The following is an 11189-nucleotide window of genomic DNA, read 5'->3' as shown; positions in this document are numbered from 1 at the left end:
GGCTGATTGCTGCTTTGGATACTGTTTGGGTTACTTTGGGTTTGTTTGATTTTAAATTGTTGGAGGGCTTGTATGTCGTATATGGATCTGGCTCGGGGTCGATATTCTTGTCGTGAGTTTGAGGATCGTTCTGTTGAGCAAGCTGTGGTGGATGCCATTGTTGAGGCTGGGCGGATTGCTCCTTCTGCTTGTAATAATCATCCAACCCGTGTGATGGTGTTGGATACGCCTGAGCTTCTGGAGAAGGCTGCTGTTTGTCAGCCTCGGTTTGCTCGTGATGGGTCTATCTTTGGCGCTCCGCTTATCTTCCTTATTTGCAGCGTTACCGATGATGCTTGGGTGCGCCCGTATGATCAGATGAATTCCAGCGAAATCGATACATCCATCGTTTGCGATCAGATGATGATGGAGGCCACCGAGCAGGGCCTGGGAACGTGCTGGGTATGCCATTTTAAGCCAGAGGTGGCACAGGAGCAGTTCAATCTGCCCAAGGGCGTTTATCCCTATCACATGCTTGTCTGTGGCTATCCTGCCGACCACATCGCCGACCCCGAGCATCGCGAGGCCCGTACCATTCCCCTCCCCAACTTCCTCCTCAAGTAGTTTTTTGGCACATGCCCTAAAACCTACCTTTTACCGCTCACCCATTCGCCGAGTTCTGCGCCACAATGTGCAGGGCTCGGTTTTTTATGTTGCGCGCCCCTGCACAGTCATAAAAAAGGACCCGCAAGCTGCGGGTCCTTTCTAGGCACTAAATTGTAGGCCGAATGTTAGTCCAGGTCGTCGGCAGCAAAGTTGTCGATCGGGGCGAAGGGATCGGCCACGGGGACAACCGGGTCAGCGACGGGCAGCGGCTCGGCGGGAACAGTCACTGCAGGAGAAGCGGCAGAACCGACCGGCGTGGAGGCCATCAGATCGGCCGGGAAGGAATTCTGGGCATCGTCCATGAAGTGCTGGATGAGCTTGAGATACTCTGCCTTGAACTCCTCACGGGAAGCCTTGAGACGATCGATCTCCTCGAGCTCGGCCTGCTTCTCGGTCAGAGCCTGGCGGATAACCTCGCGGGCCTTGGCGTCAGCCTCGTTGCGGATACGCTCAGCGTTCTCGTTGGCATCGTTGACGATGGTCTCAGCGGTCTGCTGGGCAGCGATCAGGGCAGCGGAAATCTGGCGCTCCTGAGCGGAGAAGTCAGGGGCGGGAGCAGCCACGGGGGCGGCAGGAACGGCCTGGGCGGTGGCATCCTGAGCTTGGGCAAGCTGAGCCTGCGCATCGGCAAGCTGCTGCTCGGTAGCAGTCAGACGACCCTTAAGGTCGACGATCTTAGCGAGCATAGCGTCAACCTCGGAGGACAGCGTCTCCAAGAAGACGTCGACCTCAGCAGGATCGTAGCCACGCTTGGCCTCAGAGAAAGTCTGAGCCTGGATGTCTGCAGGGGTAATAGCCATAACAAGTCTCCTTTTTCATCGCCTCGGCGCTACACGCCCGACGTAAGTTACTAAGTCAGTTCTACACGAGTATACCTATAAGAAGCTGCAGAACCAGCCTCTGCACCAACTGCAACGCAATAATCGCAACGACCGGCGAAAAATCGATACCGCCCATCGGCGGGATGAAACGACGGAACAGGTTGAGCCACGGACCGCACACGCTATCAAGCACCGCGGCAATATCCTGAAGCAAACCACCCTGCTTCATGGGAATCCACGTCATAAAGCAGTAGACGACAATGAGCGTGGAATAGAAGTTGAACAGCGTGTTGACCAGCTGGACGATAGTGTAGATGTTGATGGGAATCTCCTCGTCTTGTCTTTACTTAAGGTAGCCGTCGGCACGAAGCTTCTTGAGATCGGAATCTTTGACCTCGCAACCGGCGGGCAGCACCATGAACACGCGGTCGCCCACCTCCTTGACCGTGGCACCCAGACCGCAGGCAAAGCCGTAAGAGAAGTCCAAGACGCGCTTGGCAACTTCGGTGCGTACGCCCACAAAAATCAGTGCGACAGGCTGCTTGGTGCGAACGCGGCGCACCACGGTCTCCACGTCGTCATAGCTCTCGGGGCGCAGGACATAGGCCGGCAGCTGCGGCGTGGCGTTGATGATATTGCTCGCATAGGCCGAGGCATCGCTCGGTGCAGGCGCGGGTGCAGCGGCGGCACGGGCGCGGGTATTCTCGGCGTAGCTCGACGGCGTGTCATAGGCACCAGGACGATAACCGCTCGCAACACTGTCCTGCGAGCGCGAAGGCGGGTTATACGTCGTGGCATGGCGGGAGTCATCGCCGACCAGCTGACCGGAGCGCGTATACACGGCAACCGACTCAGCTTCACCGCGGCGCGTCTGGCCAAGCAGGCCGTTGCTCGGCTCGTCTTGGGTGTAGAAGCCCTCGCCCGAAGCACCGCTGTAGCCGTTGCCCTGATAGCCATCGTCGTAGCCGTCATCGTAGCCGTAGTCGTCGTCCTGGCCATAACCCTGGTCGTAACCCTGCTGGCCGCCCAGGTGCATCTTATTTTTAATCTCGTCAAGGAAGCCCATGGTTGTGTCCTCTCGCGGTTTAGTGCAGGCGCCCCGATAATCAGTGCGCACTTCAGAGCCTTATTTTACTGCAAACTCCGGGCTAAATACTACCCTGCCCAGGCGAACGAGCGTAGAGCCCTCCTCAAGGGCAGGCTCAAAGTCCTCGCTCATGCCGCAGGAAAGCTCAGGCAGGTTCAAATCGGGATGCGCCGCCTCCAGCTCATCCCTCAGCTCACGAAGCCCCGCAAAGGTGCGGCGTGCCACATCCTTATTCCCCCGGGGCGCCATAGTCATAAGCCCCTGCACGCAAATTCCCTCAAGTTCCGCAAGCTCACCCGCGGCGGCGCGAATCTCATCGGGCGAAAAGCCCCCCTTCGACTCCTCACCACTCACATTGACCTCAATGAGCACACGCTGGGGGCCGGCGAGCTCGCCTGCCTCAATCTTGCGGACAGCACGGCTCGAGATCGCCTGCGCCAGATGCAGCGAACCCACCGAGTGAATCAGCTCGGCTGAGCCCAGCACCGCATTGATCTTATTGGTCTGCAGGTTGCCGATCATATCGAAGCGCACTTCGGGCAGCTCCGGATGCTCCGCCAGACCCGTGAGCTTGCGAACCAGCTCCTGAGGGCGGTTCTCGGCAAAATGGCGATACCCCGCCTGGATGGCGGCAACGGTCTCATCGACACCAACGGTCTTGGACACGGCAATGAGGCGTGCGGCGTCGTGGGGGCGGCCCGCGCGATCGAGCGCCGCATAAAAACGTTCCAGAATCTGCTCGCGGCGAGCGCGCATCAAGTTCAAATAATTATCCATTGCCAATCGCCTCCGCTGACAGCCAAACAAGTAGTCCCATGCTAACGCAAGAGCGCGGCCCCGCATGTGCAAGGCCGCGCTCACTTAGGTATTTACAATCTTTCGACGAACGGGGTTACTTACTCCTCGTCGTCCTCGCCATCGTCCTCGTCCTCAAGATGATCGAGCAGGTAGCGAAGACCCTCGCTGACCTCGTTAGCGGGCACCTTGGCAACGTAGCGTGCATCGACGGCGGGCCTCATGATAACACCCTCGCCCGAAGGCACGCGCATGCTCTCGAGCTCATCCTCATCAGTGCAGGCGATATCACCGGCAGTCATACGCTGTCCGGTCAACAGGAAGGTCAGACGGCAGGCGGCATCGATGGAAATCGAGGCGATGCGATCGAGATAGCGCGATACCATGATGGCGCGGCGCAGGTCGTCATAGTTGCTGTCGTCGTCCATAAAATCGCCCGTGTCCATGCGGTTAAAGGTGCGGAAGAACTTCTCGTAGGCGGCGTGCACTGGCTCGTCCTCGACGGCCAAGTTGCAGATGATGGACATGTCGTTGGTGACGAGCGCAGAAAGCGAAGAGCCCAGCACCTGGTAGACGGCCTCAGCCTCGGCCTCGACCGTGCCGACAAGCTCCTTGGGCAGCGAGATGTCGGCCTTGATCATATGACGCGTGGCGCGGCAAATCTGGCGAACCTTATCGGTCATGCGCTGCAGGTTAAAGTCGACGTAGATGATCGTCTGCAGCAAGCGGAAGTCGGAGGCGACCGGTGACTGCGTGGCAATCAGGTTGTAGCAGACGGCCTCCAGGTTGGCGCAGCGTGCGTCAACCGAAAGCGTGCGCTTCTTGGTCTTGGTGGCGAGCTTGCGGTCGTCGGTCACATAGGCCTTCACGGCATCGTGGAGGGCCAGATCGACGGCCTCGTAGATGCTCAGCATCTCGTGACGGGCCTCGATGAGCTGACGGGAAAACAGTTTGCGCATGGTTCACTCCAATCAGTTGGGTGCGGTCATGCCGCCCGCACAGTGAATACGCACCGGACCAGATCCGATCGGCTTGGGACTAGTCGCACCGATCAGCCAAAGCGGCCGGTGATATAGTCTTCCGTCCGCGAGTCCACCGGGCTAGTGAAGATCGCGTCGGTTTGACCATACTCGATGAGCGTGGCGGGCTCGCCGGCAACTTCCTGCAAGAAGAATGCGGTGTAGTCGCTAATGCGAGCTGCCTGCTGCATTGAATGCGTGACGATGATGATCGTCATCTCGGGCGCCAGCTCGGCCATCAGATCCTCGACCTTAGAGACGGACGTGGGGTCGATGGCGGAGCAGGGCTCGTCCATCAGAAGGACATCGGGTTGCACCGCAAGCACGCGCGCGATGCACAGACGCTGCTGCTGACCGCCCGAGAGCGCCAAACCATCCTTGTTGAGCTGATTGGATACCTCTTTCCAGAGGTTGGCGCGCTTAAGCGATTCTTCCACGATGTCATCGAGGTCACTTTTGCTAGTCACGCCCTGCAGACGAGGGCCAAAAGCGACATTCTCGTAGATGGATTTGGGAAACGGATTGGGCTGCTGAAAGATCATGCCCACGCGGCGACGGAGGTCGACCGGGTCGACACCCTCGGCATAGATATCGTTGCCGTCGAGCGTCATGGTGCCCTCGACGCGCGTACCCTCGATCAGGTCATTCATGCGGTTGATGCAGCGCAAAAACGTCGACTTGCCGCAGCCCGAAGGGCCAATGAAGGAGGTGATGGCGTTTTTGGCGATGTTGAGGTCAAGCCCCGTCAGCGCATGAAAGTCACCGTACCAAAAGTTGAAATCCTTGGCCGTAATGGCCGCTTGCTCCAACGCGGGAGCGGACTGATAAACGGACATGGGACTCCTTAACTAGCGACGCTTACGCGACAGGAAGCGCGCAAACAGGTTGAAGGCCAAAATGATCACCATCAGCAAGAGCGCGGTGCCGTAGGCTGCGTTCATGTTGATGCCGTCGTTGGCAAGCAGGTACAGGTGAACGGTCATGGGGCGGCCGGAATCGAGCGGCGAAATAGGCAGGTTGATGGCCTGGCCCATGGTGTAGAGCACCACCGCGGTCTCGCCAATGGCACGGCCGATGGCGAGGACGATGCCCGTGGCAATACGGCCAAAGGCAGAAGGAAGCACGATCTTGGAGACAACCTGCCACTTGGTGGCGCCCAGGCCGTACGCGCCCCAACGGATATAGCGCGGAACGGCGCGAATGGCCTCTTCGGTGGTGCGCATGACGATGGGGAGCATTAAGAGCGCGAGTGCCAGAGCGGCAGAGACCATCGAAAGGCCCAGGCCCATAGCCTCGACAAACAAGGCGTAGCCAAACAGGCCCATAACGATGGAGGGCACCGAGGCCAAAGCGTCAGCAGCGTAGCGAATGAGCTCGACGACCTTGCCCTGCTTGGCGTACTCGGCCAGATAGACGGCTGCCAGCACAGCGATCGGCGTGCAGACAAGCATGGCGAGCGCCGTCACGTAGACGGTCGAGACGATCGTGGGCCAAATTCCGCCCTCGGCGTTGACGCCCTGGGGCCAACCGAAGATAAAGTCGAGCGAGATGTGTGGCAGGCCGTTGATGACCACGTAGGCGATGATAGCGACCAGCACCAGCGTGGTGATGTAGGCAGCGGCACGAAACACGCCAAGCATGATCTTGTTGGACAGGTCCTTGTTGATGCGGCCCTTCTTGCCGTGGGAAAGGGCACGCTTGATGCGCTCGCGCGACGAGGTCGTATCGACCGTCGTGTCAACGGAATCGGACATAGCCTACCCCCTCTTCTTCTTGGAAATCAGACGGACGATGCCCACCAGCGTGGCGGAGATGATAAACAGGACCACACCCATGCCGAACAGCGCCGAGCGGTGCAGACCCGAGGAATAGCTCATGTCGAGCGCAATCTGGCTCGTGAGCGTCGAGATGGGGCTCGCAATGCTGTCGGGAATAACCGGGGCGTTACCTACGACCATGAGCACGGCCATGGTCTCGCCGATGGCACGGCCCATACCCAGCACGATGGCATCAACGATACCCAGCTTCGCGGCAGGTAGCACGACCTTATAGATGGTCTGCCACTTGGTGGCGCCCATGGCATACGATGCCTCGCGAATGCCCATGGGAATGGAATTGAGAGCATCGATGGTGAGCGTGGTGATGGTAGGGACGATCATGATGGCGAGCACAAACCACGCCGTCAGCGCACCAAAACCAAGGCCGCCGGTCAGTTGTGCGATAAACGGGCGGATGATGATCATGCCGAAAAAGCCGTAGATGATAGAAGGGATGCCGGCCAGCAGGTCGACGGCAGGGCTGATGAGCTTGCGCACGCGCTTGCTGGCAATCTCGACCAGGTAAACGGCTGTACCCACGCCCAGCGGCACGCCCATGGCGAGCGCACCGACGGTCACCAGACCCGAGCCGGCAAGCAGCGACAAGATTCCGTAGTGGCCCTCGGAAGGCGCCCACGTAAAGCTAAAGAAGTCCGCCAGACCGATGTCAGTAAAGACGGGCAGCGCCGAGTACGTGGTAAAGACAAAAATCAGGATGACGGTGACGACCGCCAAGAACGCGCAGGCAAAGAAGATCCACTGCAGCGCCTTCTCCTTGATATAGGTGCTGCGCGATACGAGCGCCAGCTCGCGCTTCTTGGGCGTCTGAACATTCTGCTCAGTCTGGGAGTTTTCCTGTGCTTCCATGCTACTCACTCCCCTTCTCGTCGTTGGTGACGGGGATAAAGCCCGCCTCGCGAATCTGCTTGTCCATCTTTTCGGACGTCACATAGTCAATGTAATCCTGCGCCCGCTGCGAAGGCGCACCCTTCACAAAGAAGTAAAGGTCGCGCGAGATGGGATAGCCGCCACTCGCGACCGTCTTCTCGGACGCCTCAACATGATTGACCGAGACGGCCTTGACCGAGGTCTTGGCGTTGAGGCTATCGACGAAGCCCAGCGAAATGTAGCCGATGGCCCCACGCGAACGAGATACCACGTCGCGGACCTGGCCCGTACCCGAAAGAACAGCCGAGCGGCGATCGAACGGCGTGCCATCCATCACGATGGTACGGAAGGCCTCGCGCGTACCGGACGCCTCGTCTCGGTTGATGACCTGAATCCTCAGGTCCTCGCCGCCGACCTCTTTCCAATTGGTAATCTTGCCGGCGTAGATATCGCGGAGCTGCTCGGTCGAGAGGTTATCGACGGGATTGTCGTCGTTCACGATGACCGCAATACCGTCGTGGGCAATGACGATGGGAGTCAGGCCCAGATCCTGTTCGTCGGCATTGAGTCCACGGGAGGAGCTGGCGATATCGGCCGTGCCGGCGCTGACGGCCTCGATCCCAGCGGAAGAACCCAAACCGGAAACGAGCACGTCGATGCCGGTCTCCTCCTTAAAGCCCTCGGCCGCAATCTCGGCGATAGGAAGGCAGGTCGTGGAGCCGGCCACGGTAATGGAAGAGGTAGAAGATCCCGAAGAACAGGCGCACAGCGTAAGCGTAAACACAGCGGCGCTCAGGACCGATACGATCTTTCTCATAGCATCATGCCGATCGCAGCATGGCGCCCACAGGTGCCGTCCTCGTTACGGTAGGAATAAAAGCGGTCGTTCTGACGCACGGTCGAAAGCTGGGTATCCACGATATTATCCGCGTCGACACCGACATCTACCAGCGCCTCGCGAATGGCAGCGGAAAGATCAAGCATGCGAGAGGTATTCGCATCGATGCAAGAGAACTCGGCGGCAAAGCGATCCATGAGTTCCTGGGATACCTCATATTCGTCACCCAAGATATGGGGGCCGATATAGGCGGAAACGTCGCTCGCATCGCAACCGGCAGCATCGCAAAGCGCCTGGCACGCCTTGGCGGAAATACGTGCAATCGTGCCCTTCCAACCGGAGTGCACCACGGCAAATCCGCCGGGGGCCACCAGCACCACGGGAACGCAGTCGGCAAAGCAGAGCAGCACGGGCACGTTATGCGCCGTGCAGACGATGGCATCACAGCCCTCGGCAATCTGCTCGCGAACGTCCTCAAGGTCATCGGCGCCGTTCGAGGTCACCGCAACGATATGATCACCATGGACCTGATTGGGAACGAGCAGGTTGTGCTCGCACTCGGCGGCACCCATAGCCTCGAGCGCACGACGACGATTTTCTTGAACAGCAAAGGGGTCATCGCCAACATGCGAGCCCAAGTTGAGTGAGGAGTACGCATCTTCGGAAACGCCACCGGCGCGCTCGGTGAAGGCAAAGCGAACATCGGATGTCGCGCCCTCCACCAACGTAACTCCATCATGGTCGACACGCGAAACTTTGTCCGCACGTGCTGCCATACTAAAGCCTCCTAATAACACAAGTACCGCGGCATCGCCGCTACAGCCCGCGTTTATACGGCTGTCATACTTCTCCAAAAGGATACCTGCTGCGCTGGAGGCAATCGTAAAGGGAACGTAAAGAGATTGGAGGTTCTAGTTTACAAAGTCGAAATAAAAAGGGCGCGTCCATACGGACACGCCCCTGTGCACAACAATGCAAAGAACGACTTAGAAGCTACCGCGCTTCAGGAAGTCGGGAAGCTCGAACTGATCGTTGCCGAAGTTAGGAAGCTCGGTGCCACCGACGTTGCGGGTCGGAGCGGCCTGAGCCGGGCTCGTGGCAGGAGCGGTGCGCTGCGGCTCAGCGGAGGCAGCGGCCTTGCTCTGAGACTGCTGAGCAGCAAAGAGCTCGTCCTGACGGTTGACGTTGGAGTCGGAGAAGCCCGTAGCGATGACGGTGATACGCACCTGATCGCCCAGGGACTCGTCGACAACGGTACCGAAGATGATGTTGGCCTCGGGGTCGACGGCGTTGGCGACAACGTCGGCGGCGTCGCTGATCTCCTGGATGCCCAGGTCCTTGGAACCGGCGATGGAGAGCAGCACGCGCGTGGCACCATCGATGGAGCTCTCGAGCAGCGGGCTGGAGATGGCCTGCTGGGCAGCGTCGACGGCACGGGTGTCCCCAGAAGAGGTACCGATACCCATCATGGCGGTACCGGCCTGCTTCATGATGGTCTTAACATCGGCGAAGTCCAGGTTGATGATACCGGGGACGGTGATGAGGTCGGTGATGCCCTGGGTGCCCTGGGAAAGGACGCCATCGGCAATCGCGAAGGCCTCGAGCATGGTGGTCTTCTTCTCGGCGATGTCGAGCAGCTTATCGTTAGGGATGACGATCATGGTGTCGACGCAATCGGAGAGGGTCTTAATGCCCTCCTCGGCGCTCTTCTTGCGCTTGCGGCCCTCGAAGGTGAAGGGCTTGGTCACGACGGCGACGGTCAGCGCACCGACCTCGTTCATCGCGATATCGGCAACGATGGGAGCAGCGCCGGTACCGGTGCCACCGCCCTCGCCGCAGGTGATGAACACCATGTCGGCACCAGCGAGCGCCTCGGCAATGTCGTCGCGGGACTCATCGGCAGCCTTGCGGCCAACCTCGGGGTTGGCGCCGGCGCCCAGGCCGCGGGTAAGGTCGGTGCCGATGTGCACCTTGATATCGGCATCAGAGATCGCGAGTGCCTGAGCATCGGTGTTGATGGCAACAAACTCGACGCCGCGGATGCCCTCTTCGATCATTCGATTGACCGCGTTGGTACCGCCGCCGCCGACGCCGACCACCTTAATGACGGCAAGGTAGTTGTTGATCTCTGTCTCGTGCATGTCGGTCCTCCGAACAAAGGTTATAGCCATAGCATGGGTCGACCCCTGCGCACATTAACCTTCAGGTTGAAAGTAAATGCAAAGGTAAACCGTATTATGTTTGCACATTATGAACGTATCAGTCAAATAATTGACCGTGAAAACCAAACAAACCAGATAAACGGCGTGGTATGGCCCCTCAACAAAGCATCAACCAGCGCTACGAGGTCGGAGCGTTCCTAAATGTATAGTTACCCGGAGAGCGCACATTGATATACGTTACGCCCTCTACCTGCGAAAGCAGCTTGGTGACTACGCGCTCCTTCTTGACGATATCGTTCGAATCGCCCAGCGACACCTCGATGCCGTTATTGAGGTTTGCCGAGATGGCTTCGACCGAAGGCGTGGAAATATCCTTGACTTGTCCCAAGAACTCGCTCGAAAAACCACGCACATAATCCAAGCCAGCCTTAACGGCCTTGGAGCTCACTGCCTGGCCGGAAACCGGAGCGACATCCGCCGAGACATCAGTCAACAACACCGCGCCATAGTGCTTAGCGAGCGCCAGCGCGGCATCGATTCCGGTCAAGGTATTTGAGCCCTGCCCTGTCGTGATGACGTTGCCCTGATCGTCCACTTCGACCGACGTCGACAGCGGGGCGATCCAGGTGTCATCATCCCCGATGGCCCAGGCAAGGTCATCGGAGCTGATATAGGCAATTGCGATGACCTTGCGCTCCATCGGCGTAATGATGAGCGTATGTGGGAACTGACGCTGGACATCCACGCCCGAGACCCACGGGTTCTGCTTGAGGTCCTCGGTAATCTGGTCGGGATCGACGTTAAAAAGCGACGTTCCCTCGGGCAAATCGATCAGCTGGATAGCATCGTGCTTCGTCACATGCTCGCTGCCTTGAATCTGAATATCAGTGGCGGTAAACAATCCAGAGTTAATCACCACGATAGCAACGACGACGAGCACGGCCAAGACGGCCAAAACGCCGCCCACGATTTTGCCTTTGCCTGTAACGACAGAAGCGGCGTCTGATGTTTTATTTACCATCGCCCTAAGTAAAGACAACGGGTTGACGCCTTTTTTACCCGAAGGCTTCTTGGCGGTAGCCGGCACCGATGTCAGCGAGCGCGGTTTCGATGCGCC

Annotated in this window: 13 protein-coding genes; 1 reads left to right on the top strand and 12 read right to left on the bottom strand. The window is 58.8% G+C overall.

Going from position 1 to position 11189, the window contains the following annotated elements; genetic code table 11:
- Positions 1–72: 72 nt before the first annotated feature.
- On the top strand, positions 73–603 hold the full coding sequence (locus ARB25_RS04330) for a nitroreductase family protein (protein WP_055286089.1): 531 nt from the start codon (positions 73–75) through the stop codon (positions 601–603).
- A 167-nt stretch (positions 604–770) separates the two neighbouring features.
- Here the strand turns inward: ARB25_RS04330 and ARB25_RS04325 are convergent, their stop codons facing one another.
- The 12 genes from ARB25_RS04325 to ARB25_RS04270 all read right to left on the bottom strand — a co-directional run bounded on the left by ARB25_RS04325 (position 771) and on the right by ARB25_RS04270 (position 11039).
- Positions 771–1445, bottom strand: a complete 675-nt coding sequence (locus ARB25_RS04325) for a DivIVA domain-containing protein (protein WP_006234242.1) — start codon at positions 1443–1445, stop codon at positions 771–773.
- A gap of 61 nt (positions 1446–1506) precedes the next feature.
- The gene (locus tag ARB25_RS04320; RefSeq protein WP_488212537.1) at positions 1507–1773 is read right to left on the bottom strand and encodes a YggT family protein; all 267 of its coding nucleotides are present in this window, start codon (positions 1771–1773) and stop codon (positions 1507–1509) included.
- A 36-nt stretch (positions 1774–1809) separates the two neighbouring features.
- Positions 1810–2532 carry a cell division protein SepF gene (locus ARB25_RS04315; RefSeq protein ID WP_022094497.1) on the bottom strand — a complete coding sequence of 241 codons (723 nt, stop codon included), beginning with the start codon at positions 2530–2532 and terminating at the stop codon, positions 1810–1812.
- 60 nt (positions 2533–2592) lie between these two features.
- Complete coding sequence (locus tag ARB25_RS04310) at positions 2593–3330, bottom strand: YggS family pyridoxal phosphate-dependent enzyme (RefSeq protein WP_055286087.1); 738 nt, start codon at positions 3328–3330, stop codon at positions 2593–2595.
- A 119-nt stretch (positions 3331–3449) separates the two neighbouring features.
- Positions 3450–4307, bottom strand: a complete 858-nt coding sequence (locus ARB25_RS04305) for a phosphate signaling complex PhoU family protein (RefSeq protein WP_055286085.1) — start codon at positions 4305–4307, stop codon at positions 3450–3452.
- A 92-nt stretch (positions 4308–4399) separates the two neighbouring features.
- Positions 4400–5203: a phosphate ABC transporter ATP-binding protein PstB gene (pstB, locus tag ARB25_RS04300; RefSeq protein ID WP_006234249.1), complete on the bottom strand. Its 804-nt coding sequence runs from the start codon at positions 5201–5203 to the stop codon at positions 4400–4402.
- A gap of 12 nt (positions 5204–5215) precedes the next feature.
- Positions 5216–6121, bottom strand: coding sequence for a phosphate ABC transporter permease PstA (gene pstA / locus ARB25_RS04295; RefSeq protein WP_055286083.1), 906 nt, complete (start codon positions 6119–6121; stop codon positions 5216–5218).
- Positions 6122–6124: 3 nt separating this feature from the next.
- On the bottom strand, positions 6125–7051 hold the full coding sequence (pstC, locus tag ARB25_RS04290) for a phosphate ABC transporter permease subunit PstC (RefSeq protein WP_006234251.1): 927 nt from the start codon (positions 7049–7051) through the stop codon (positions 6125–6127).
- A 1-nt stretch (position 7052) separates the two neighbouring features.
- Positions 7053–7889, bottom strand: a complete 837-nt coding sequence (locus ARB25_RS04285) for a phosphate ABC transporter substrate-binding protein (protein WP_055286081.1) — start codon at positions 7887–7889, stop codon at positions 7053–7055.
- A complete protein-coding gene (locus ARB25_RS04280; RefSeq protein WP_055286078.1) occupies positions 7886–8686 on the bottom strand; it encodes a purine nucleoside phosphorylase YfiH/LACC1 family protein in 801 nt (266 codons plus the stop codon). Before ARB25_RS04280 ends, ARB25_RS04285 begins: the two co-directional genes overlap by 4 nt.
- 210 nt (positions 8687–8896) lie before the next feature.
- Complete coding sequence (gene ftsZ, locus ARB25_RS04275; protein WP_022094491.1) at positions 8897–10051, bottom strand: cell division protein FtsZ; 1155 nt, start codon at positions 10049–10051, stop codon at positions 8897–8899.
- Between the two features lie 199 nt (positions 10052–10250).
- Positions 10251–11039, bottom strand: a complete 789-nt coding sequence (locus tag ARB25_RS04270; protein WP_022094490.1) for a cell division protein FtsQ/DivIB — start codon at positions 11037–11039, stop codon at positions 10251–10253.
- Positions 11040–11189 lie beyond the last annotated feature (150 nt).

Origin of the sequence: Collinsella aerofaciens, from assembly GCF_001405375.1 — a bacterium.
Lineage (GTDB): Bacteria > Actinomycetota > Coriobacteriia > Coriobacteriales > Coriobacteriaceae > Collinsella > Collinsella aerofaciens_F.
This window is presented reverse-complemented; position numbering and strand designations above follow the sequence as displayed.

Excerpts from the sequence above, each read along its gene's own strand:
- ARB25_RS04280 (WP_055286078.1), bottom strand. The coding sequence starts at position 8,686 with ATGGCAGCACGTGCGGACAAAGTTTCGCGTGTCGACCATGATGGAGTT.
- ftsZ (WP_022094491.1), bottom strand. The coding sequence starts at position 10,051 with ATGCACGAGACAGAGATCAACAACTACCTTGCCGTCATTAAGGTGGTC.
- pstA (WP_055286083.1), bottom strand. The coding sequence starts at position 6,121 with ATGTCCGATTCCGTTGACACGACGGTCGATACGACCTCGTCGCGCGAG.
- ARB25_RS04305 (WP_055286085.1), bottom strand. The coding sequence starts at position 4,307 with ATGCGCAAACTGTTTTCCCGTCAGCTCATCGAGGCCCGTCACGAGATG.
- pstC (WP_006234251.1), bottom strand. The coding sequence starts at position 7,051 with ATGGAAGCACAGGAAAACTCCCAGACTGAGCAGAATGTTCAGACGCCC.
- ARB25_RS04330 (WP_055286089.1), top strand. The coding sequence starts at position 73 with ATGTCGTATATGGATCTGGCTCGGGGTCGATATTCTTGTCGTGAGTTT.
- ARB25_RS04285 (WP_055286081.1), bottom strand. The coding sequence starts at position 7,889 with ATGAGAAAGATCGTATCGGTCCTGAGCGCCGCTGTGTTTACGCTTACG.
- ARB25_RS04310 (WP_055286087.1), bottom strand. The coding sequence starts at position 3,330 with ATGGATAATTATTTGAACTTGATGCGCGCTCGCCGCGAGCAGATTCTG.
- ARB25_RS04315 (WP_022094497.1), bottom strand. The coding sequence starts at position 2,532 with ATGGGCTTCCTTGACGAGATTAAAAATAAGATGCACCTGGGCGGCCAG.
- ARB25_RS04325 (WP_006234242.1), bottom strand. The coding sequence starts at position 1,445 with ATGGCTATTACCCCTGCAGACATCCAGGCTCAGACTTTCTCTGAGGCC.
- pstB (WP_006234249.1), bottom strand. The coding sequence starts at position 5,203 with ATGTCCGTTTATCAGTCCGCTCCCGCGTTGGAGCAAGCGGCCATTACG.